Source organism: Halobellus sp. Atlit-38R (genome assembly GCF_003665925.1).
In the GTDB taxonomy this organism is placed as follows: domain Archaea; phylum Halobacteriota; class Halobacteria; order Halobacteriales; family Haloferacaceae; genus Haloquadratum; species Haloquadratum inordinatus.
This window is the reverse complement of record NZ_QXIJ01000008.1, coordinates 129,738-152,680: the sequence shown is the minus strand read 5'-3', so window position 1 is coordinate 152,680 and position 22,943 is coordinate 129,738. Positions and strand designations below refer to the sequence as shown.

General features: G+C 66.0%; 22 protein-coding genes. 15 read left to right on the top strand and 7 right to left on the bottom strand.

From position 1 onward, the window contains the following. The first annotated feature begins 2 nt into the window (after positions 1–2). Complete coding sequence (locus D3D02_RS12480) at positions 3–2,561, top strand: RND family transporter (RefSeq protein WP_121570321.1); 2,559 nt, start codon at positions 3–5, stop codon at positions 2,559–2,561. Continuing rightward, complete coding sequence (locus tag D3D02_RS12475; protein ID WP_121570320.1) at positions 2,558–3,355, top strand: TrmB family transcriptional regulator; 798 nt, start codon at positions 2,558–2,560, stop codon at positions 3,353–3,355. The genes D3D02_RS12480 and D3D02_RS12475 overlap by 4 nt, the downstream gene beginning before the upstream one ends. On the opposite strand, the gene D3D02_RS12470 is transcribed toward D3D02_RS12475, so the two are convergent. The 5 genes from D3D02_RS12470 to D3D02_RS12450 form a co-directional block, all read right to left on the bottom strand. After that, positions 3,348–4,805, bottom strand: a complete 1,458-nt coding sequence (locus D3D02_RS12470) for a YjiH family protein (RefSeq protein WP_121570319.1) — start codon at positions 4,803–4,805, stop codon at positions 3,348–3,350. The two genes, D3D02_RS12475 and D3D02_RS12470, sit on opposite strands and share 8 nt — an antisense overlap. 170 nt (positions 4,806–4,975) lie before the next feature. After that, the gene (locus tag D3D02_RS12465) at positions 4,976–5,368 is read right to left on the bottom strand and encodes a universal stress protein (RefSeq protein WP_121570318.1); all 393 of its coding nucleotides are present in this window, start codon (positions 5,366–5,368) and stop codon (positions 4,976–4,978) included. 174 nt (positions 5,369–5,542) lie between these two features. Next, entirely contained in the window at positions 5,543–5,824 is a 282-nt protein-coding gene (locus tag D3D02_RS12460; protein WP_121570317.1) for an acylphosphatase, read from the bottom strand. A 201-nt stretch (positions 5,825–6,025) separates the two neighbouring features. Further along, positions 6,026–6,301 (bottom strand): hypothetical protein, encoded by a 276-nt coding sequence (locus tag D3D02_RS12455; protein WP_121570316.1) that lies wholly within the window; start codon positions 6,299–6,301, stop codon positions 6,026–6,028. 94 nt (positions 6,302–6,395) lie between these two features. After that, positions 6,396–6,950 carry a DoxX family protein gene (locus tag D3D02_RS12450; protein ID WP_121570315.1) on the bottom strand — a complete coding sequence of 185 codons (555 nt, stop codon included), beginning with the start codon at positions 6,948–6,950 and terminating at the stop codon, positions 6,396–6,398. 236 nt (positions 6,951–7,186) lie between these two features. On the opposite strand from D3D02_RS12450, the gene D3D02_RS12445 reads away from it, so the two are divergent. The 7 genes from D3D02_RS12445 (at position 7,187) to D3D02_RS12415 (ending at position 16,085) form a co-directional block, all read left to right on the top strand. Then, on the top strand, positions 7,187–8,554 hold the full coding sequence (locus D3D02_RS12445; protein ID WP_121570314.1) for a phosphopentomutase/phosphoglucosamine mutase: 1,368 nt from the start codon (positions 7,187–7,189) through the stop codon (positions 8,552–8,554). 188 nt (positions 8,555–8,742) lie between these two features. Further along, on the top strand, positions 8,743–9,879 hold the full coding sequence (locus D3D02_RS12440; RefSeq protein WP_121570313.1) for a BMP family protein: 1,137 nt from the start codon (positions 8,743–8,745) through the stop codon (positions 9,877–9,879). Between the two features lie 75 nt (positions 9,880–9,954). Continuing rightward, positions 9,955–11,547 (top strand): ABC transporter ATP-binding protein, encoded by a 1,593-nt coding sequence (locus D3D02_RS12435; RefSeq protein ID WP_121570312.1) that lies wholly within the window; start codon positions 9,955–9,957, stop codon positions 11,545–11,547. Next, positions 11,544–12,815, top strand: a complete 1,272-nt coding sequence (locus tag D3D02_RS12430) for an ABC transporter permease (RefSeq protein ID WP_121570311.1) — start codon at positions 11,544–11,546, stop codon at positions 12,813–12,815. The genes D3D02_RS12435 and D3D02_RS12430 overlap by 4 nt, the downstream gene beginning before the upstream one ends. After that, entirely contained in the window at positions 12,808–13,902 is a 1,095-nt protein-coding gene (locus tag D3D02_RS12425) for an ABC transporter permease (protein WP_121570310.1), read from the top strand. Before D3D02_RS12430 ends, D3D02_RS12425 begins: the two co-directional genes overlap by 8 nt. Before the next feature lie 70 nt (positions 13,903–13,972). Next, positions 13,973–15,346, top strand: coding sequence for a geranylgeranyl reductase family protein (locus D3D02_RS12420; protein ID WP_121570309.1), 1,374 nt, complete (start codon positions 13,973–13,975; stop codon positions 15,344–15,346). Between the two features lie 115 nt (positions 15,347–15,461). Further along, complete coding sequence (locus tag D3D02_RS12415; protein WP_121570308.1) at positions 15,462–16,085, top strand: hypothetical protein; 624 nt, start codon at positions 15,462–15,464, stop codon at positions 16,083–16,085. A gap of 12 nt (positions 16,086–16,097) precedes the next feature. Here the strand turns inward: D3D02_RS12415 and D3D02_RS12410 are convergent, their stop codons facing one another. After that, a complete protein-coding gene (locus tag D3D02_RS12410; protein WP_121570307.1) occupies positions 16,098–17,021 on the bottom strand; it encodes an A/G-specific adenine glycosylase in 924 nt (307 codons plus the stop codon). 111 nt (positions 17,022–17,132) lie between these two features. On the opposite strand from D3D02_RS12410, the gene D3D02_RS12405 reads away from it, so the two are divergent. Continuing rightward, entirely contained in the window at positions 17,133–17,456 is a 324-nt protein-coding gene (locus D3D02_RS12405; protein ID WP_121570306.1) for a hypothetical protein, read from the top strand. Between the two features lie 71 nt (positions 17,457–17,527). Next, positions 17,528–17,800 (top strand): BolA family protein, encoded by a 273-nt coding sequence (locus tag D3D02_RS12400; protein WP_121570305.1) that lies wholly within the window; start codon positions 17,528–17,530, stop codon positions 17,798–17,800. A 45-nt stretch (positions 17,801–17,845) separates the two neighbouring features. Here the strand turns inward: D3D02_RS12400 and D3D02_RS12395 are convergent, their stop codons facing one another. Continuing rightward, a complete protein-coding gene (locus tag D3D02_RS12395) occupies positions 17,846–19,483 on the bottom strand; it encodes a TrkA family potassium uptake protein (protein WP_121570304.1) in 1,638 nt (545 codons plus the stop codon). A 179-nt stretch (positions 19,484–19,662) separates the two neighbouring features. On the opposite strand from D3D02_RS12395, the gene D3D02_RS12390 reads away from it, so the two are divergent. From D3D02_RS12390 to D3D02_RS20945, 4 genes are all read left to right on the top strand, one after another. Continuing rightward, positions 19,663–21,072: a class II fumarate hydratase gene (locus D3D02_RS12390; protein ID WP_121570303.1), complete on the top strand. Its 1,410-nt coding sequence runs from the start codon at positions 19,663–19,665 to the stop codon at positions 21,070–21,072. Between the two features lie 92 nt (positions 21,073–21,164). Next, positions 21,165–21,938, top strand: a complete 774-nt coding sequence (locus tag D3D02_RS12385; RefSeq protein ID WP_121570302.1) for a hypothetical protein — start codon at positions 21,165–21,167, stop codon at positions 21,936–21,938. Next, positions 21,935–22,645: a class I SAM-dependent methyltransferase gene (locus D3D02_RS12380; RefSeq protein ID WP_233560650.1), complete on the top strand. Its 711-nt coding sequence runs from the start codon at positions 21,935–21,937 to the stop codon at positions 22,643–22,645. Before D3D02_RS12385 ends, D3D02_RS12380 begins: the two co-directional genes overlap by 4 nt. A 115-nt stretch (positions 22,646–22,760) precedes the next feature. Beyond that, complete coding sequence (locus D3D02_RS20945) at positions 22,761–22,925, top strand: HVO_2901 family zinc finger protein (protein WP_199723082.1); 165 nt, start codon at positions 22,761–22,763, stop codon at positions 22,923–22,925. Positions 22,926–22,943: the final 18 nt, after the last annotated feature.

Sequence of the window (22,943 nt, the reverse complement as noted above, 5' to 3'; positions counted from 1 at the left end):
CGATGCGGCTCGACTACCAGCGGTTCGTCGACTGGGCCGACGACAAGATCGTCAACTACTCGACGCGGGTGATTCTGACGTTCCTGCTCGTCACGGCGGTCTTCGCGGTCGGCCTGGGTGGCGTTTCGACCGAGGCGGGGACCCAGCAGTTCGCCGAAGACATCCCGGCAGCGAATGCGCTCGAACGGATCGAAAACGAGTTCCTGCCGGTGTTCTCGCCGAGTCCCGGTAGCACACAGCTCGTTCAGAAGGACGCCAACGTCCTCTCGAAGCGGTCGTTGCTCACGATGCTCAGGGCACAGGAGGCGCTCGAAGATCGAAACGATATGTACGTCTCCGAGACCTCTTCGGCGGCGTCTGTCGTCGCCCAGACGATCGACCCGTCGGCGACGACGCTCGAAGAGCAGATCATCGCGTTGGAACGAGCGACCCAGACCGACGTCCGCCGGGCCGTGCGTGAGAACGCGGACAATCCCGGCTTCACGGGCACACTGAGCAACGATTTCAACCGGAAGGCGGCGTCGGCGTCGTCGACGATCGGCGTCGTCACGCACGATCTGCCGCAGGACGTCGGCGGCGGCGGGGCCGGACAGTCGGGTGACAGCCCGATGACGTCGATCCAAAATCAGGCCCAGCGGATCGTCGACGCCGAACTGGACGCCGACATCACCGTCTTCGGGAGCGGGATCATCGCCGACGAGTTCGGGACTGTCGTTACCGATTCACTGCTCATCGTCACGCCCGCGGCCGTCCTCCTCATCGTCGGCTTCCTCGTCGTCGCCTACCGCGACTTGCTAGATCTGCTGTTGGGCGTCATTTCGCTCGGGATGGCCGTAATCTGGACGTTCGGCTTCCTCGGACTTGCAGGCATCCCGTTCAACCAGATTATGATCTCGGTCCCGCCGCTGCTCTTGGCGGTCGGGATCGACTTCGGAATCCACGCGATCAATCGCTATCGGGAGGACAGAGCGACCGGCCTCGACGTCGAGGAGGCGATGACCGTCGCGACCGATCAGTTGCTCGTCGCCTTCTTCATCGTCACCGGCACCACCGTCATCGGCTTCCTCTCGAATCTCGCCTCGGACCTGCCGCCGATCCGCGACTTCGGGATCGTCGCCGGCGTCGGCATCATCTTCACGTTCCTGATCTTCGGCATCTTCCTGCCCGCCGCGAAGGTGTGGCTCGACCGCCGCCGTTACGACTGGCCCATCCCGACGTTCAGCCAGAGCCCGATCGGTGAGGAGGGGTCGGCGCTCGGCGAGGCCCTCTCGGTCGGCGTCACGCTCGCGCGGTACGTGCCGATCGTCGTCCTCGTGTTCGCGCTGGTCTTCAGTGCTGGCGCCGGCGCCTACGCCACCGGCGTCGACACCTCGTTCACCCAGGAGGACTTCCTCCCGCCGGAGGAGGTCTCACCGCTGTTGAAGTCGCTCCCGGAACCGTTCGCACCCAGCGACTACGGCGTCGTCGGGACGCTGAACTTCCTCGAAGACAAATTCACGAGGACGCAGGGGGGGTCAGTGACCATATACGTCGAGACGCGGATGGAGAACGACGCCGCGCTCGAACGGATCTATCGCGCCGGACAAGATCCGCCCGACGAGTTCGTCAGCGCGGACGACCGGCGCGCCGAGGCCACGAGCATCGTCACCATCATCCAGGACTACGCGGAGCAGGACCCCGAGTTCGCCGCGCTGGTCGAGCGGAACGACCGCAACGACAACGGCGTCCCGGACGACAACCTCCCGACGATCTACCGGGAACTGGCGACCTCACCGGTCGGCGACCGCGCGTCCGAGTACCTCTCTGAGGACCGCCGGAGCGCGCGGATCGTCTACTCGGTCTCCGCTGACGTGTCCGACGACGAAGCGACCGTGGCCGCGAGAGAGGTCGCAGAGCGGTTCCGCGGGGACGCGACGGCGACTGGCAACACCATCGTCTTCCAGGAGGTCTCCGATCTCATCTTCGAGTCCGCGGTGACGAGCCTCGGACTCGCACTCGGGGCCACGGTCGTCTTCCTCGTGGTCATCTACTGGGTGCTCGAAGGGCTCCCATCGCTCGGCGTCGCGAACCTGGCCCCGATCGTCGTCTCCGTCGCGGCCGTCGCCGGGACGATGCGAGCGCTCGGCATCTCGTTCAACGCGTTCACGGCGACGATCCTCTCGCTCACGATCGGGCTGGGGATCGACTACTCGGTGCACGTCGTCCACCGGTTCATCGACGAGCGTCGTGAGCGGGCGCTCATCCCGGCTCTCAGACGGACCGTCATCGGGACCGGTGGCGCACTCCTGAGTAGTATGGCGACCACGGCCTTCGGAATCGGCGTCCTCGTCCTCGCAGTCCTCTCGGTGCTCGGACAGTTCGGCGTGTTGACGGCGATTTCGATCATATACTCGTTCCTCACGTCCCTGCTCGTGCTCCCCTCGGCGCTCGTCGTGTGGGATCGGATCGTCAACGACGACCCCGACGTGCCGATGGGGCATCCAACGGGCGAAACGCCCGAGGAAACCGTCGCCGAGCCATCGCTCGACGAATCTAACGGCATCGACGGAGGCCCGTTATGAACGCTGGCCCCGGCTCCGATACGACCCAGAATCTCTCCGAGCACGAGGCGGTTTCGTCGCTCGAACGCCTCGGCCTGTCGAACTACGCCGCGCGGGTGTTCATCGCGCTGCAGCGACTCGGCGTCGGCACGGCCAAGCAGATTCACGAGGAGACGGACGTCCCGCGCTCGCAGGTGTACGGTGCGGCCGAGGAACTCGCGGATCTCGGCCTCGTGGAACTCCAGCAGTCCACGCCGAAACGCTACCGTCCGGTGAGCCTCGACACGGCGCGGCGGCAACTCGCCGAGTCGTTGAAACGGGAAGCCGATCGCGCTTTCGCCTTTTTAGAAGCCCAACGGGCGGCCCGAACCGAAGAGGAGACGCGCGACGACGTCTGGACGGTCCGCGGCCGAGAGCCGGTGAACCGGCGGGTCGTCGAACTGGCCCGGCAGGCCACCGAGACCCTGTTGTTCGGCGCCCCTGCCCCCGAGTTCGTCCCCGAGGACTTCGTCGGGATCGTCGAGGAGCGTCGTGACGCCGGCGTCGCTGTCCGGGTCGTCAGTGAGAGCCCGACTGTCCGCGAGATGTTCGCGGAGGTCGAAGGGATCGAAGTGGATACGCCCGTCCAAACGGAGGGGATGAATCACATCGGCCGCGTCCTCCGAATCGACGAACGCGCCGTTCTTCTCTCAGCCGTCTCTGCGGACGATTCTTCGGAGGAAACAGCGATCTGGTCGGCCGACACCGCGATGGCCGAAATCCTCGCCGGCGCGATCGCGGGGAGTATCGATTCGCTCGTTCGCGGTTCTAGATGAGGCCGAGGGCCGCCACACCGTGCGTCAGGGCGGCGGCGATCGGGATCAACAGCGCGGTCCGGAGCACCAGGATGAGGGTGAGATCACGGAACCGCATCGGGACGTCGTCGAACATATCGACCATCATCGGAGCCGACGCGGCGAAGAAGATCGCTTGCGCGCTCGTGATGATCACGACGAACACCTTCGTAGCGATGTCCGTCCCCACGGCGAGCGTCGCGCCGATGAAGTACTCGGCCGCGCCGCCGATGATGGCCGTCGCGGCCATCTGCGGATCCGGAATCGCGAGCGCCGACATCACGGGCACGAGCGGGGCCGCGAGGTACTCGAAGACCGACGTGTGGGCTTCGAGCAGGAGCACGGTCGTCGCGATCGTCAGGACCGTTCCGAGAATCATCGCGGTGAGCTTCGTCCCGTCGACGAAGCCATCGATCGCGGCGCGGTGGATCGGATCGCCGTCTTCGGCCGTCTGCATCGCCTGATTGAGGGCAAAGCGGAAGTACTCGCTGACGGTCCCGGTGAAGGCCGGCTCGGGGTTTGGTTCGGCGACGTACTCCTGTGGGACGTTCGAGAGCGGCGGCACACGGACGAGAATCGCCGCGACGATGAGCGTCGCGATCATATAGAGCGCGACGAGCAGCGGGAAGATGTGGAGGAGTTCGAGTACGGCAGCGACCGCGCCGACCGTCCCGAGGTTCGCCGTCGCGAAGCAAGTACAGATCACGAACACCTCGCGCTTGTCGTAGCCGCCCCGATCGAAGACGTTCCGCGTGAGGTAGTAGCCGACGCTGAACGATCCGAGCCAGGAGGCGGCGCTGTCGAGCGCCGCGCGTCCGGGCAGATTGAACAGCGGTTTCATAATCGGCTGTGCGAGCGTCCCGATGAACTGGAGCCCGCCGAGTTCAGCGAGCAGGTTGACGAAGATCCCGCCCAGCGGGATCACGAGGACGATCGTGATCATCAGGACGTCCCAGACGATCCCGGCGATCCCGTCGGCGAGGATCAGTTCGGGACCGAACCCGAAGAACATCGGTACGCCGAGGAAGATCGCGATGACGCGGAACGCCCAGAACGGCTTCGACGTCTTCCAGTAGCCGATCTGGAGCAGACGTTGCGTCCGGTCGTTCAGCGAGATCGTGCCCTGGTAATGCAGCATCGAGATCGTCGTCAGGATCCCACCGGCGAACAGGATCAAGAGCACGAAGACCTCGACAGCAAGGAACGATGCGTCCGTGATGAACGACATCAGGATGTCGAGCGGGATCGTCGTCTGTCCCTCCCACTGGACCGGGAAGAGGAAGAAGAACCCGCCCGTGATGAACGAAATGAGGAATTTCAGTAGCGGTCGCGTCCGCCATTCGATCGTTACGTCGTCTATAGACTTCTGTTCGGGTTGAACTGACTCGCCCGAGATGTGGTCACTGTTTTCCCAGCTCTGGCCACCTATCATAGGTTGCCAAAAAATAATGCTATAAAAAAATACTCCGATCTTCTGTGAGCAACGACTACATTATTTATGAACAATACGGGGAAATTGTGTTACAATGCGTAACAATTCTTTATTCATCCCGTATTCCATCCCGTATCCCGGGACACCGTCCAGTGGCGTTGGCGCCTGCGTCACTCAGCCGTACTGAGGATCACCGGGCGGTCGGATTTGAGGCTGACGTCCTGGGTGACGCTCCCGAAGAGCGCTTTGCCGGCAGGCGACCGCTTTCGTCCGGCGAGACAGAGCATCGCGGCGTCGACTTCCTCTGCCTTCTCTATGATGTGCTGGACGGCGTCGCCGCTGGATTGACTCACTTCCACGGGGAACCCGGCCGCTTCGAGACTCTCGGTGGCCGCTTGCACCGATTTGAGGTCTTCGGCGTTCGCCCCCTCGTCGTCGGTCCGGAAGACGTGATAGATCACGACCCGGACCTGCTCGGTATCCATCGGCAGCGCGGTGATCGCTGAAACCTGTTCGTTCGCCCGTTCGACGTCCGTATCGATGCAGAGTAGTATCGTTTTCATCGTGGGTCAGTTGTGTGATTGCGGGTGGCACGCACGGTCGGCGTCGGAGACCGACGGTCGCACTCCGCCGTGTTCGGAGTATCCTCTCGGTCTCCCATTAATGCCTATCGTTACCGCGGTCCCGGTCGTCGAAGCCGCGGTTCCGGCCACCCCTGCCCGTTGCGTGCCGCGTTCTCACCAGCGGACCTGGAAGCCTGACTCATCCGCGGGTGCTTCGTACTCGACCTCGACGTCGTCGACTGAAGCGGCCGAACTGCCGGTGTGGCACCAATCGATCATCTCTTCGACTGCGGATTCGGGACCCTCGAAGACGGCCTCGACGCGGCCATCGTCGAGATTCTTGACCCATCCGTCGACGTCGCGCTCGCGGGCCGCATCGCGTGTCGACGCGCGGTAGTAGACGCCCTGGACGGTTCCGCTGACGAAGACGTGCGCTCTGGTTCGCTCGTCGCTCATCCTGCTCGACGATTGCGGCGGCGGACAAAAAGAGGCTGTCGTCAGGTGGCCTGTCGGACCCGCCTCGAAAACACAGACGCGAGCCTCTCCCCGGAACCCTCGGCTGAGCGGCTGTCCCGAGTGGGTCTCGCTGGCGTGCGAGTCCGACCCGACGGTCGTCATCCTCGGCGTGCTCCTCACGCTCGCGCTCGGCGGTCTGTCTCAGCTATGCGACGGCATCTGCTCCTGTGTGATCCGGATCAGCACCCACACCGAGAACCACGCGAAGATGAACAGGAAGACGAGCGCGGTGGTCGACAGCACTCCGAGAGGGTTCGCCAGCTCGACCAGGATTGGCATCGCGAACAGGAAGACGACCGCGACCGTAGCCCCACCTGCGAGGAATTCGAGGTACGTCGAAAGCGTGATGCAGTCCGCACTGGGCTCTGGCTCCCGGCGACTATGGTGCTCCGCTTCCGTGGTGTCTGGTGTGAGCATACATACCACTGTTTAAAATTACAGGGTCGATTGTGATAAATATACCTCGTCGCCGATCGTACGTGTGACGACGTGCTCTAGGCGGGATCCGGTGTTACCCGAGTAGATATCGCGCCCAGGGGTACCGTTCGACGAGCGTCTCTCCGCCGAGATCGTACTGTTCGATGTACTGACCCAGGCCCAGAATTCGACCGGCACCGAACGCCGCGACCGAGAGGAACACGAGCATATACGCGAAGTCGCCGTTGATGTACCCGTGGGAGACGCTCCAGTTCCCGAGATAGAACAGGAGCATCAGGAACGCGCCGAAGAACGCCGCGAGGCGGGTCAGGACGCCGAAGAGGAGCCCGAGCCCGATGAGCACCTCGCCCCACGGGACGGCGACGTTCACGAAGTCGACGAACCAGGGCGTCTGCCCCATCGAGACGAACAGTCCTGCTACGGGGCTGCCGTTCGCCGGCGGTGCGTTCTGGAGGTAGCCCGCCGCGCCGAAACTCCCCGAGAGCACCTTGTCGAAGCCGCTCTGGAAGAACGCCAAGCCCATCATCAGTCTGAGCGCGAGGATGAACCAGACGCTCAACGAGTGGAGTTTGCCTTCCGCTGTGTACCCTGCAAGCGTACTCCGGAGTTGAACTTCTTGTACAGACATCGTTGAAGCATCTCGAAGACGGTTATTAAATGTATGTGCCCAAATTGAAACTGATTGCGGAAAATAGCGTGAATCCACACACTATATTCCCAATATTGTACGATATATAAAATATGGGGGGGCGGGTTCGTTTCGGACCGCGGGCGACGCCTCCGGACCCCGTAAATGCGGTCCGAGCCCGTCGCGATTCGGAACGCAAGCGTGAGTTTATAGGCGATCGGCGGGCCAGATAGCGTATGGAACTTTTCGGGACCGCCGGGATTCGCGGATCGGCCACAGAGCGGGTGACGCCTGAACTCGCACTCGACGTGGGTCGGGCGGTCGGCGCCGACGCCGTCGAATCCGCGGGCCCACCGACGGTCGTCGTCGGCCGCGACGGACGGACGACCGGCCCGGCGCTCGCGGCGGCCGTCGAGGCGGGACTCGAATCGGCCGGTGCGAACGTCAGGCGGGTCGGGGTCCTCCCGACGCCGGCACTCGCATATGCCTCACAGGGACGACACGGCGTGATGCTGACGGCGTCGCACAACCCACCGACCGACAACGGGATCAAACTGTTCGTCGACGGCGAGGAGTACGATCAGACGCTCGAACAGACGATCGAAGCGCGGGTCGCGAGCGATCACCCGCCCACCGCGTGGGACGAGTGGGGAGCGTCCGAGGGTCTCGCAGTCCTCGACGACTACCGTCAGGCGATCGTCGAGTACGCCCGCGACTACGGTGCGGACGCCGACGAACTCGACGTCGCGGTAGACTGTGGGAACGGGATGGCCGCCCTCGGAACGCCGCAAGTCCTCCGAGAACTCGGCGCTCGCGTCGTCACGCTGAACGGACAGGTGGACGGTCACTTCCCGGGTCGAGAGTCGAAGCCGACGCCGGAGTCCCTCGCCGACCTCCGGGAGTTCGTCCGCGAGGGTGCGTTCGATTTCGGAATCGGGCACGACGGCGACGCCGACCGCATCGTGATCGTCGGTGCCGACGGGGAGGTCGTCCACGAGGATACGATCGTGGCGATTCTGGCCGCACACTTCGTCCGCGCCAGCGACGCGGCCGATCCGGTCGTCGTGACGACGCCGAACGCCTCCGGTCGGATCGACGAGCGGGTGCGCGACGCCGGCGGGCGCGTCGAGCGCGTTCGACTCGGAGCCCTCCACGAGGGGATCGCTGCGGCCCGCGCCGAGGGGGGCGACGTGGTCTTCGCCGCCGAGCCGTGGAAGCACATCCACCCGCGACACGGCGGCTGGATCGACGGCGTCGCCTCCGCGGCCGTCCTGACGCGTCTCGTCGCGGGCGAAGGCCTCGACGGCCTCCGAGAGCCCGTGACGGAACGGCCCTACCGGAAAGTGAGCGTCGACTGTCCCGACGACCTGAAATCGACTGTGATGGAGCGACTCGAGACGGCGCTTCCGGAGGCGTTCCCCGACGCCGGTGTCGACACCGAATACGGCGTCCGACTGGAGTTTCCCGACGCCTCGTGGACGCTCGTGCGACCCTCGGGGACGGAGCCGTACGTCCGTGTGTACGCGGAAGCCGACGACGTGAACGCGCTCGTCGGCGAGGTGACCGACGTCGTCGCGGCTGCCGTCGACCGGGCGGACGCCTGATCTGCGCCTTCCGGGCTGCTCGACACGCACTTGCTGGCCGACGCACACCTCGCTACTCGACGCATACCTCGGCTCCGCGAACGTTCGGATGCGTGTCCAGTTTTTCGTCCACACAGAGACGTGTGCAGACGCGGAAACGACGAATTTATGCACATCTCGCTGCCCAGTGTTCAATAGGAGTCCATAATATGGATAGACGTACGTTTGTCAAGGCCACTGGTGTCGCGGGAATCGCTGGACTAGCCGGCTGTAGCGGCGGTCCCTCTGGGGGATCCACGGCCGAACCGACGACCGAGTCGGGCGGTTCTGACAGCGGCGGCGAGGGCGGCGAGACGACCGCTGCGGAGACGACCGAGAGCGACGTGGCGGCCAACGTCGGGATGGTCTACGCCACTGGCGGCCTCGGCGACGGGTCGTTCAACGATCAGGCCCAGCAGGGCGCGCTTCAGGCCGAAGAGGAGCTCAGCATCTCGTTCAACGAGGCACAGCCCGACGAGGTGGCCCAGTTCAAGACGTTCCAGCAGCAGTTCGCACAGTCGACGGACCCGAACTACGACCTGATCTGTGCGATCGGGTTCCTGCAGGCTGACGCGCTCTCGCAGACGTCCGAGAGCTATCCGGACCAGAACTTTATGCTGGTCGACAGCGTCGTCGACGCGCCGAACGTCGCGAGCTACACGTTCAAGGAACACGAGGGCTCGTACCTCGCGGGCCTGATGGCGAGTCTCCTCACCACGCGAGACTTCTCGGCCGGCGCGGGATCGACCGCCGGCGACTCGACGAGCGTCGGCTTCGTCGGCGGCGTCGAGTCCGACCTGATCAAGAAGTTCCAGGCCGGATTCGAGGCGGGCGTGAACGCCGGCAGCGGCGACGTCGACGTCCTGACGAACTACGTCGGCGGCTTCAACGACGTGGCCGGCGGCAAAGAGGCCGCGACGGCGATGTACAACAGCGGTGCCGACATCGTCTATCACGCGGCGGGGAACACCGGCACGGGCGTCTTCCAGGCCGCCCAAGAGCAGGGCAAGTTCGCGATCGGCGTCGACCGCGACCAGTCGATCACGAAGCCCTCTTACGCCGACGTCATCCTCGGGAGTATGGTCAAGCGGGTCGACACCGCCGTGTACAACGCGATCGAGTCGGTCGTAAACGACAACTTCCAGGGCGGTAGCGTCGTCTCTCTCGGCCTCGAACAGGACGGCGTCGCGCTGATCGAAGGCGACCAGCTCGGCTCGGAGCTTCCGCAGGACGTCACAGACGAGGTCGCCAGCGCACGTGAGAGCATCATCGCGGGCGACATCTCGGTCCCCTCGACCCCGCAGTAGGCCGACACAGCGACGTTCGAGCCACTACACATCCAAACCTATTCGTTTATCACCGAACCACGGAGAAACAGATCTATGGCCACAGCCGTCCACCTCGACGGAATCACGAAGCGGTTCCCCGGGGTCGTGGCGAACGACGACGTGGACCTCGCCGTCGAGCGCGGGACCGTACACGCACTCTTAGGAGAGAACGGGGCCGGGAAGACGACGCTTATGAACGTCCTCTACGGACTCTACGAACCCACCTCGGGCCGCGTACTCGTCGACGAGGAGGTCCGCTCGTTCGACTCGCCGAGAGACGCGATCGACGCCGGCGTCGGGATGATCCACCAGCACTTCATGCTCGTGGATCCGATGACGGTCACCGAGAACATCACCCTTGGCAACGAGCCGCGGAAGTGGGGCGGCCTCGCTGTCGACCGCGCGGCCGCCCGCGAGGCGGTCGTCGAACTCTCGGACCGCTACGGCTTCGACGTCGACCCCGACGCCCGAGTGGAGGACATCTCGGTCGGCGAGCAACAGCGCGTCGAGATCCTCAAAGCACTGTATCGAGGCGCCGACGTACTCATTCTCGACGAACCGACGGCCGTCCTGACGCCGCAGGAAGTCGAGGAACTGTTCGGCGTCCTCGAAGAACTGACCGCTCAGGGCAAGACGATCATCTTCATCACGCACAAACTGGGCGAAGCGATGCGCGCGGCCGACGACATCACCGTCCTCCGGGACGGTCGCAACGTCGGCAGCGTCAACGCCGACGAGACGACTCGCGAGGACCTCGCGGAGTTGATGGTCGGTCGCGAGGTCTTACTCGACGTCGATCGCCCACCCGCGGAGACGGGCGACGTCGTCGCCTCCGTCTCGAACGTCGTCGTCGACGACGACCGGGGCGTTCGCGCCGTCGACGACGTCTCGTTCGACGTTCGGGCGGGCGAAGTGTTCGGAATCGCCGGGGTGGACGGCAACGGACAGTCCGAACTCGTCGAGGCGCTGACGGGGCTTCGACGCCCCCAACACGGCCGGATCGAATTTCTGGGCGACGACGTCACCACCGACTCCCGCCGACAGCGAATCGAGGAAGGGATGGCATACATCCCCGAAGACAGACAGGAACGCGGCCTCGTGATGGACTTCGACCTCACCGAGAACGCGCTGTTGGGGAGTCAGCATAGCAACGAGTTCGGTCCGAACGGCCGCATCGACTGGCCGGCGACCAGAGCCCACGCCGAGGCGATCATCGACGAGTACGACGTTCGACCGCCGGACGCCGACGCAATATCGGAGTCGCTGTCGGGCGGGAACCAACAGAAGTTCATCGTCGGCCGCGAGTTCGAGCGCGACCCCGAACTCGTCGTCGCCTCACACCCCACTCGCGGCGTCGACGTCGGCTCGATCGAGTTCATTCACGAGCGGCTCTTGGAACTCCGCCAGCAGGGCGTCGCTATCCTGCTCGTCTCCTCGAAGTTAGAGGAGGTACAGGGGCTCTCGGACCGACTCGGCGTCATTTACGAGGGCGAGTTCATCGACGTGGTCGACCCCGACGAGACGACAGAAGAGGAGCTTGGACTACTGATGGCCGGAGAGCACCCGGACGAAGACGACGCGGACGTATCGCCCGACGCGACAGAGAGCAGTTCGGCCGAGGCCGCCACGGGCGGTGACCGCCCGTGAGCGTCGGTGACCGCGTCCGCGACGTGCTCGCCCGCCTGGCTAACGCCTCGGCGACCGAGCGGATCCTCATCAGCACGGCGGCGCTCCTGCTCTCGATCTTCGTCGGTGCCGTCCTGGTGCTCGTCGCCGGCCGGATGACGGCGTGTACGCCGAACGAGGCGGTCTACTACTTCGGCACCGGCTTCTGTTACGACCCGATCCTCGTCTTCGATCGGCTCTTCCTCGGTGCACTGGGTGATCCCCTCAGCGGCGGCTGGTCGCCCGACGGGCAGTTCTCGGTCACGCTCCGTGAGACGACGCTCCTGATCTTCGCTGGGCTGTCGGTCGCGCTCGCGTTCCGCGCCGGCATCTTCAACATCGGGACGCAGGGCCAGATGGTCGTCGGCGCGCTGGCGACGGCGGTCGCCGTCCTCTGGGGTGCGACGCTCGTCTCGGGCGTCCTCGGAACCGTCGTGTTGGTCCCGTTCGGAATCCTCGTCGGCGCGGTCTTCGGCGGCCTCTACGGCGCCATCCCCGGGTTCCTGAAGGCGTACGCCGACGCCAACGAAGTCATCACGACGATTATGCTGAATTTCATCGCGACCGGGGTGACGCTGTATCTGGTCAGCGGTGTGTTCAAAGACCCCGAGAGCGCGGCGAATCAGACCGTCCCGTTGCCGGAGTACGCGCAGTTCCCGACGGTGCTCTTCGGCGGTCGCCAGGACTTCTCGCTCGTGGCGCTGTTCTTCGGACTGCTCGCGATCGCCGGGCTGTACTACCTCCTCGAACACACGGCGTTCGGATACGACGTCCGAACCAGCGGCATTCAGCCCGAGGCCGCCGAGTACAGCGGCGTCGACGCCCCGCGGACGGTCGTCGCGAGTCTGACGCTCTCGGGCGCGCTCGGCGGCGTCGCCGGTGCGATGTACGTGATGATGATCCTCGGGACGTTCCAGACGGGCGTGCCCTCCTACGGATTCGACGGCATCACGGTCTCGATCCTCGCCGGCAACAACCCGCTCGGGGTCGGTATCGCCGCGCTCCTCTTCGGCGTGCTCAAGAGCGGGACGACCGTCGTGCAGTTCGCGACCGACGTTCCGCCGCAGCTCGTCGGCGTGCTCCGTGGGCTCATCATCCTCTTCGTCGCGATGCCGGAGTTCTTCCGGCTCGTCGGCAAGCGCATCACAGACACCGGATCTCGCGCGGTAGCAACCGACGGCGGACGCCCGGAGCCGGCCGCCGGGAGTTCTGGCACGTCCGGCGACGACGGGGGTGAATCAGATGAGTGAGGCGACGGGCAGCGCGTCGGAGGAGCCCCGACGCGACGAATCGGACGGCCTGCTCGATACGCACTCGCCGCGGAAGATCGTGGCGTGGGCCACGGTCGGCGGACTGGCCGTCCTACTCGCGGCCGGCGCGCTCTTTCCGGACTCGCTCGCCGGCACGCTCTCGGACGTCATCACCAGCCGCAACACGCTCGCGTCGGCGCTGCGGCTCTCGGTTCCGATCGCCTTTGCCGCGCTCGGCGGCATCTTCGCCGAGAAGTCCGGCGTGATCAACATCGGACTCGAAGGCCTGCTCATCATCTCGGCGTTCACCGCCGTCTACGTGACCGACGTCACGGGCGGCGTCTGGCTCGGCTTCGGTGGCGGCATCATCGCGAGCACGCTGCTCGCGGCGCTCTTTGCGGTCGTCACGATCCGATTCCGAGCCGATCAGATCATCGCCGGCCTCGCGGTGTGGCTGATCGCGCTCGGTCTCGCGCCGTTCGCCTCGCAGGTCATCTACGGCGGGCCGAACACGTCGACCGTTCCGACGATCGGCGCCATTTCGGTACCGGTCCTCTCAGAGATCCCGTTCTTCGGAGCGCTCTTTTCGGCGTCGCCGTCGGTGTACCTGCTCTTTCTGGCGGTCGCACTCTCGTGGTACGTCTTCGAGCGCACGTCGTTCGGGCGGTGGATCCGCGCCAGCGGCGAGAACCCGAAGGCGCTCGACACCGCCGGGGTGAACGTCGCACACGTCCGCTACGCCGCGGTGCTTCTCTCCGGCGTGCTCTCGGGGATGGGTGGTGCGGCGCTGTCGCTGGACCTCGGGCAGTTCACTGGCAACGGCCCGACGATGGTCAACGGCAAGGGGTTCATCGCCATCGTGGCGTACCTGTTCGGCAACTACAACCCGATCGGCGCGTTCCTCTCGACGATGCTGTTTGCGGGCCTGGACGCGATGCAGACTGCGCTCCAGTTGCAGGGCATCGGGGTCCCCCGACAGCTCATCCGGATCACGCCGTTCGTAATCGTGATCGTCATCCTCGCGCTGGTCGGCCGGACGCGGACGCCCGAGGCGGCCGGCGAGTACTACGAATCCGGCGAGGAGTGACCTCCCGACCGGTCCACTCGGGCCGTCGCACAGATAAAGAGTTTTCCGCTCGCACGCGAGAGACGGAACGATGAGTACCTCCTACGAGTACGACGTCGTGGTCGTCGGTGCGGGGACGGCTGGCTGCTACGCAGCGGCCACCGTCGCCAGAGAGGGCCTCGACGTCGCCATCGTCGAGCGGAAAACAGCCGAGGAAGCCGGACACATCGCGTGCGGTGACGCGCTGAAGGGCGCGGACGCGTTCCCGGAGGCGATACCGAAGTCCCAGATCGAGGGCGCCTTCACGAACACGGGCGTCGATCACGGGCGCTTCGAGATCCCACAGGAAGACACCGTCCTCGATATCCCCGTTCCCGGTGAACTCGCGGTCATCGACCGCTGGGAGTACGGTCGTCTGCTCATCGAGGGTGCAGAGTCCGCCGGCGTCGACTTCCACTACGACACGGTGGTTCAAGACGTCACCCAGGACGACGAGGGGACTGTCACCGGAATCCGCGGGACGCACAAGGGCGACGTCGTCACCTACGACGCCGACGTCGTCGTCGACGGTGCGGGCTCGCTGTCGCTCCTGCAGGACAAGACCGACTTCTCGAACGCCACCTTCGATACGAACGTCTCGTACTCGCAGTTCTGCTCTGCGTATCGGGAGATCGTCGAAGTCCCCGAGCCCGTCGAGTGGGACGACGCGCTCGTCTTCAAGCCCACCGAGCGCGCCGCGGGCTACCTCTGGTACTTCCCGCGCACCGAGACCACGATCAACGCCGGATTGGGCTTCCAGATGAACGAAGAGCCGATGAAGCTCGTCGACGACTTGCGCCGCGACCTCCAGCACCGCCCCGAGTTCGAGGGTGCGACGGTCACGGACAAACTCGGCGCGGCGCTGCCGACGCGCCGCCCCTACGACTCCGCGGTCGCCCCCGGCTTCCTCGCCGCTGGCGACTCGGCGGGCCACGTCAACCCCACGACCGGCGGCGGTATCGCCGGCGCGGCCTACGCCGGCACTTACGCCGGCGAGCAGGCGGTCAAAGCCATCTCGGAGGGCGACGTCGGCGAGGAGAACCTCTGGCGCTACAACGAGCGCGTGATGGACCACTTCGGCGCGCGCTACGCCGGCCTCGACGTCTACAACATCCTCTCTACCGCGGTCGACGTCGACGACCTGATGGGCCTTCTCGCGTCGCTCCCCGGCGAAAAGCTCGCCGAGGCGCTGTACTCCGGCACGACCTCTTTCGGCCCGACGCTGCTCGCGAAGACCGTCAAGGATTCGTACGGCTACTGGGGGCAGATCCTGCACTTCTACAAGACGAAGAACCTCGCAGACGACCTGATGCAGCACTACGGCCGGTATCCGGGTCGCCCGGAGGCGCTCGACGTCTGGCAGGCAGAGCGCGACCGCCTGATGGACGACATCTATGCGGTCACCGGCGCGGAACCGAAGTACTGACCCGCGGAACAGAGTACCGTCTACGCGCCGCCTCTCACCCGATCGTACGCTGCCGGCCGCGACGGGGGCTGACGCACCGAAGACACTTACACCGCACCGGAATACGTGCAGGGGTATGGACCGACGAGTCCTCCTTGCGAAATCTGGTGCCGCCCTCCTAACCGCCCTCGCCGGGTGCGGGACCGACCGCTCGCCCGAAACCGCCGATCGAACGCCGTTGACGACGACGGACCCGCCTCCGTCCTCGACAGCTACCGATACGCCGGAACCAACGATTCCGATCCAGACGCCGGCGGAGGGCAACTGCGATCCGGCTGACCGACTCCGTCCGATGCCTGATTCTCCCCGAGCGAGAGAGTATCCGACGCATCCGGGCAGCACCGACCCACCGACCGTTCGATCGTTCGCGACCGGGTACGAGCGCGCTTATCGGTACAACTCCAGACTGCCCGAATTCGAGAGTGTGCGGGTCGACGTCGATTCCCCCGAGTGGGCCGTCGCCGACGTACAGAACGGACTCGCCGTTGGTCTCGACGGACGCGTCCAATTCGACGATACGTCGACGTCGTCTGCGACGGCCACGCCGCTGCCGTCTGGGTTCTTCGAGTTTGCCGTTTGGTACTACCTCACTGAGCGATTCGCGCTGCGGACTGAGGCACACACTGGGCCTCTCGAAGAAGGAGACGAGCCAGATCTTCGGAGTGGAACCATCGTCGCGTGTGGATCGCCGGGCGGCTGAATCGCGTCGTATTCACCGCTTGAGCGACGCGACGGTGTCGCCGTCACGACGTTCGATCCCCACCAACCCGTCCTCTGCCAGGTCCTCGAGAAGCCCCCGGAGCCACTCTCTCCCGTACGCTCCGTCCGGCGCGTAGTCGACCCGCACCCGCGGCCCCAACTCGTCCAGCGCGAGTTCGTCGTACTCCTTGAGCGTCGAGACGACCCGCCCGCGCATCTGTCGACGGCTTCCCTCGAACTCGGGCTGGGTCGGCACGTCGGGGGCGGTGAAATCGCCCGTTTCGTAGGCGTGACACCACTCGCGCCACGGGCACCCGGCTTCGTCGCACTTTGGAACCTTCTCGCAGGCGACGCCGCCGAGTTCCATTATCGCGTTGTTCCAGACGCGAGATCGGCCGCCGGGCATCAGTCGTTCGGCCCCGCGTTCGAACGCCGCGTCGTCGTCGGGGAGGTCGAAGGCGCGGTACAGCACTCGCTTGACGTTCGTGTCGACGACGGCGTCGCCGTTGTTGAACGCGAACGACGCGACCGCGTTCGCCGTGTACGGGCCGACGCCCATCAGTTCGGAGAGTTCGTCGGGCGTCCGCGGGAACGCTCCCTCGTACTCGTCTCTGACCTGCTGTGCCGCCTCGTGGAGGTACTTCGCGCGGTTGTTGTAGCCGAGCGAGTGGTCGCTCCAGAATGCGACGACGTCGGCGCGGTCGGCGGCCGCGAGGTCGGCCGCGGTCGGCCACCGGTCGAGGAAATCCTCCCAGGCGTCGACGACGCGGTCGAGTTGCGTCTGCTGGCTCATCACCTCCGAGACGAGAATCTCGTAGGGGTCGTCGGTCTCCCGCCAGGGGAACGCGCGGTGGTCGGCCTCGTACCACGACACGAGCGCCTCGCGGACGCTCGATAGGGTTTCCTCGTCGATCCGGAGCGCCTCGCCGTCGGTCATCGTCGGAGTCTGGGACCGGCGGGGCTTGTGAATTCTGATCGGCGCGTGCGACCCCGTCGAGAGCGCACCGAGACGAAAGCCGTTTGGCCGCGCCACCCGAGAGCCTGGGGTATGAGTCTCGACGAACTCACCGCGGACGTGGAGTCGGCCTACGGCGACCTCGACGAGGAGCAGTCGGTGTCGCTGGACCGGGAGACGCGCCACGAACTCGCGATGCTCGCGTCGGCGTTCGGCACCGAGGAGACAGACGAACTGCTCCGGCGCGCGGTGCATCTGCTCTTTCAGACGACCGTCGACCGCGGGACGCTCGATTTCCACCTCCGACAGGGCTACGACGTGACCTACGACGAGTACCTCTCCGGAATGACGTTCGAGGAGATGACCGGGCAGAACCAGTACCCGCAGCGCGACGACGAACGCCGCTATCAGATGTAGCGTCCGCCGCCGGTAGCGGGCGACATCGTCGAAGCGGAGAACTTTATCCCGACTCGCCGACGAAATTCGGTATGGACACCGACGAAGTCGAACGACGGATCGAAGCGGGGATCGAAGACGCGGACGCACAGGTCACGCTCCCGCGCGTCCCCGACGAGGACCACGAGGACGCGCACTTCGCCGCCGTCGTCGTCTCGCCCGCGTTCGAGGGGAAGTCGCTCGTCGAACAGCACCAGATGGTCTACGACGCGCTCGGCGACGCGATGACGACCGAGATCCACGCACTGGAGATGAAGACCTACACGCCCGCGGAGTACGAGGAGTTCGCGGGCGACGCGGCCTGACTCTCGGGCGATCGCGACACGGCTCTCACGTTTGTCTCGACAGCGTCAGCCGCTGAACTGCCGCTCGAACCGCGTGATGGCGTCGTCGGTGCCGGCGACGACGGCCTCGTCGTCGGCCCGGAAGGTGAACTCGGCCGGCTCGAACTCGGTGACCGTCGCTTCGTCTCTGATGATCGCGACGACTGTACTTCCGGTTTCGGCCCTGACGTCCGCCTCGACGAGCGTCTCACCGGCGAGGCTCGCTGCCGGCATCCGGACGACGCTGATCTGTTTGTCGTACGCGAGCACCTCCTCGTCCTCGAACGCGGTCGACGCCAGCATCCGGCCGCTGACGGTGGCGAGCGATTGAACGTAGTCTGCGCCCGCGCGGTACAGTTTCTGCACGTCTTCTTCCTCGTTGGCTCTGACGACGATCTGGAGGTCGGGATTCAGTTCGCGGGCGATGAGCGTCGTGAAAATCGCGGTCGTGTCGTCGGCGACCGTGAGGACCAGCGCCGACGCGTCTTCGATGCCCGCTTCTCGCAACACGTCCGGGTCGCGCGCGTCACCGATCACGTCGACGTTCTTCGCGGCCTCGACGTCGAGGACGGTCAGCCGAGAGCTGGTTCGTGCCAGCGCCTCGTAGGCTGCTTTCCCGGAGTCTCCGTAGCCGGCGAGGACGATGTCCTGTGAGGAGAACCGCCGGACGGCCGAGGTCGTCGCCTCGCGAAGTTCCTCCACCTGCGAGTACTCTCCGGCCACCAGCAATCGCGTGCCGTCCTCCAGTACGTCCCCGGGCTCGATCGGCGTCTCGAACTGGCCGTCGAACCAGACGCCGATGACGTTGACGCCGAAGCGTTCGCGCAGTCGCGCTTCGGCGAACGTCTGGTCCGCGAGGTCGCTGTCGGCTGCAACCGTCACCTCGATTACCTCGAAGTCCTCGTCGATAGCGACGCCGGCGTCGAGGTTCGTCCTGACAGTCGTCGGCACCTCCTCGGCCAGGCTCTCGCCGAGCAACTGCCGCGGCGAGAGGACGCTCTCGGCGCCGGCGACGCGGTGGTACTGCGCGAGATCCGTGTCCTGGACGAGCGTGATAATTCGTACTTCGGGAGCGGCGTCGCGCGCCGCAAGCGCGATGCTCGCGTTAGTGTCGTCGGCGACGTCGGCGACGACGGCGACCGCCGACTGCACCTGCGCGTTTTCGAGCGTCTGCGTCGACTCCGGGTCGCCGTGGATGACCTGATAGTCGTCTTCGTGTAACTCCCGCGCCGTGTCGGCGTCGGCTTCCACGAGGACGTACTCGCGGTCGCGGGCGTCCAGTTCCGTGATGAACGTGTCCGTGTGCGGCGTGTGGCCGCAGATGACGACGTGGTCTCGAAGATCCGCGATCGACTCGGGCGCGGAGGGGGTGAGCACGTCGCGGAGCCACGGCACGGCGAGCACGTCGACTGCGGTGAGGATGAGACCGATGCCGGTGAGTTGCATCACGATCGCTAAGGCGTTCATCCGGAACGTCTGCCAGGGGGCGTCCTCGCCGTAGCCCGTCGTCGTGAATGTCTGGATGACGACTTCGAGCGACCGATACAGCGGCTGTGGCCGGTTCTCCCAGTGGGCCATCCCGGCGTTGTACACGGCGGTGAAGACGAGCGTCGTCAGGACGACCAGCGCGAGGTAGTAGACTCCCCGACGGGTACGGAACGCCATATCTGCGCGTACAGGGCACCGATAGTTATACTGTCGGACGCGGGCCGGGACGGCGACGCGTCGGGAGCATCAGAAGCGTCGGGCGCGCCGGGAGCGGCGGGAGTGCCGGTACGACCCTGTCAGGACACAGGAGAATCGAACCGACGGGTTTTACGCGCCGGCCGGTCGTCGCTCCGAGTATGTCCGACGACGAGTATCGCATCGAGCGGGACAGCCTCGGAGAGATGCAAGTGCCGGCGGACGCCTACTGGGGCGCACAGACCCAGCGGGCGGTCGAGAACTTCCCGATCTCGGGGATCGGCTTCGGCCGGCGCTTCGTCCGGGCGCTCGGCGTCGTCAAGAAGGCCGCCGCGCAGGCGAACCGCGACCTGGGCCTCCTCGAAGCGGAGACTGCCGACGCCATCGTCGAGGCGGCCGACGAGGTCATCGCCGGCGAGCACGACGACCAGTTCCCCGTCGACGTCTTCCAGACGGGGTCGGGAACGTCCTCGAATATGAACGCCAACGAGGTCATCGCCAACCGCGCCGCGGAGCTCCGCGGCGAGTCCATCGGCGACCGCGTGGTCCACCCGAACGACCACGTCAACTACGGCCAGTCCTCGAACGACGTGATCCCGACGGCGATGCACGTCGCCGCGCTCGAAGCGGTCCAGAAAGACCTGGTGCCGGCGCTGGAGACGCTCGCGGAGGCACTCGAAGCGAAAGAAGCGGAGTTCGACGGCGTCGTCAAGACCGGCCGCACGCACCTCCAGGACGCGACGCCGATCCGGCTCGGCCAGGAGTTCGCCGGCTACCGGACGCAGGTCGAGAAGGGGATCACCCGCGCGGAGAACGTCAGCGACCACCTCGGCGAACTCGCGCTCGGCGGCACCGCCGTCGGGACCGGCCTCAACACCCATCCGGAGTTCCCCGAGCGCGCCGCGGAGTACATCTCCGAGGAGACCGGTCTCGAATTCCGCCCGGCCGACAGCCACTTCGAGGCGCAGGCCGCCCACGACGCGATGAACGAGGCCCACGGCGCGCTGCGGACGGTCGCGGGCTCGCTCAACAAGATCGCGAACGACCTCCGACTGCTGGCGTCGGGGCCGCGAAACGGCCTCGGCGAGGTCGAACAGCCGGAGAATCAGCCCGGCAGTTCGATTATGCCCGGCAAGATCAACCCCGTCGTCGCCGAAGCGGTGAATCAGGTCCACAAACAGGTCGTCGGCAACGACGCCGCCGTCTCGGCCGGGGCCGCCGAGGGTCAGATCGATCTGAACCTCTACAAGCCGGTCATCGCCCACAACTTCCTGCAGTCGAGCGAACTGCTCTCGAACGCCTCGGAGGTCTTCGCCGAGCGCTTCGTCGCCAAACTGGAAGCCAACGAGGACGTCTGTGAGGAGCAGGTCGAGCGCTCGATGGCGCTGGCGACGGCGCTGAATCCGACGATCGGCTACGACAAGGCCAGCGAGGTCGCGAAGACCGCGCTGAAAGAGGACAAGACCGTCCGCGAGGTCGTCATCGAGAAGGGCTACCTCTCGGAAGCAGAGGCCGACGAGGTGCTCGACCCCGAGACGATGACGCACCGCGGGATCCTCGGCGACGACTGAGCCGTCGATCGGAACCGACGATTTCGATTCACGCGCCGTTTTCCGCCCCGCCCACGTCCAGAATTTTTACGCTCGCCGTCGTATCAGGGGCTATGGCGGGCCCACATCCTCAGGAATTGCGCCGCGTCGTCGAGCAGTTCCCGACGCCGCCCGACTCCGAGCAGTTCGACCGCGCCGACGACCTCCTCGACGGCGTCTACAGCGCGATGGCGAGGTCGTGGTACCCCGAGTTGGAGCGCCGCGTCGACGCCTACGCGGACGGCGACGTCCTTCGGGAGACGGTGCTCGAACACGTCGAGTCGGTGCCGTCGTTCCGACTGTCCGACGGGGCGACGCCGCTGCGTGACCGTCGTGACGCGCTCCGGCGGGCGGCCGACACTCTCGACGAGATCGCGGCGGTGTCGGCGTGGTACGCGGACCTGCGGGCGTTGCTGTCGGACCGACCCGAGGAGTTGACGCGCTTCGAGCGGGTGCTGCACGATTTCGGGTACACCTTGGCACACGGGTTGTTTCTGGGCGCGTCGTCGCCCGAACAGGTAGTGCGGCGACTCCGCGTCGCCTACCGCTCGGTCGGCGTCCGGATCGACGACACCGGCTCCGAGGCCGGGTGCGAGCGGACGACGTTCACCTGCCCGTATCGCAACGTCGCGGCCGGTCGCTACGGCGACCGGTGGGTGTGTCACGAGAAACTGGACCGCGTCGACGACGGCTACGTGACGTACCTGCGAGAGCGCGGCATCGACTACCAGCGCCCGCGGGGGTGTACCGACTCCGAGCAGTGCTACTCGACGGTCGCCAGAGACGGACCGCGGCAGTGGTGGCCGCGCACGCCGCCCGCGGCGGTCGGGGAACACGCCGACCCGTGACCCGAAGCGAGCGCTCCCGCGACGCTATCGGATTCGAGGTCGAGAGCGTTCGGCGCATCCAGCGCAACTACGGGGCCTGGGCGCCGCTCTACGATTGGTTCGCGCGAGCGACGTCCTCGATCGGCGGCGTCCGCGCCGGGTGCGTGGCGGCGCTCGGTCTCGGCCCCGGGGACACGGTCGTCGAGTTCGGCTGTGGTCCCGGTGTCAACCTCCCCGCGCTGCGTGAGGCCGTCGGCCCCACTGGGCACGTGGTCGGCGTCGACATCACGGGGCCGATGCTCGACCGCGCGCGGTCCCGCGTGGCCCGACACGGCTGGGAGAACGTCTCGCTCGTGCGGGGCGATGCCACGACGCCGCCGATCAGCGCGGTCGACGGGGTCCTCGCAACGTTCGTGACGTCGCTGTTCGAAGATCCCTACGCAGTCGTGAGTCGGTGGTGCGGCCTCGCCGACAGCGTCGTCGTGGCGAACTTCGTCCCCCGGGGGAGCCGCCCCGCGAACGCCGCACTCGATCTGTTCGTTCGCCTCAACGGCCGGCTGTTCGACGTCGAGAGCGCGGACGCGCTTTCCCTCCTCGACGAGCGGACGGCCGACTCGCGACGCGCGCTCGTCGACTGTATGGACGAGGTCGCATCCGAGGAGTACGTTTTCGGGACCATCGCGGTGAACGCCGGCCGCAGAAGCCCCGAACACAGCGCCCGAGAGTAGCCTGTCGCGAACGCGACACCGACGCGGTACCGCACCAGTTCGTATCGCGGCATACCGTTTCTCGTCCCCGCGAAAAGATCGATACGTTGATACCCGAACCCGTCGATTTTCAGGTATGCAGGGTCTCCAGTACAGTCGCGACAGCGGTCGGGATCTCCTCGAATGCCGACACTGCGGCGCGACGTTCCCGGAGGGAAAGGCGACGACCGACGGCTGGCACTACGCCTGCCCCGAGTGCGAGGAAGGACGCGGCATCGGCGACGGACTGCGCCGGCTGTAGTCGACGCCGACCGCTCGC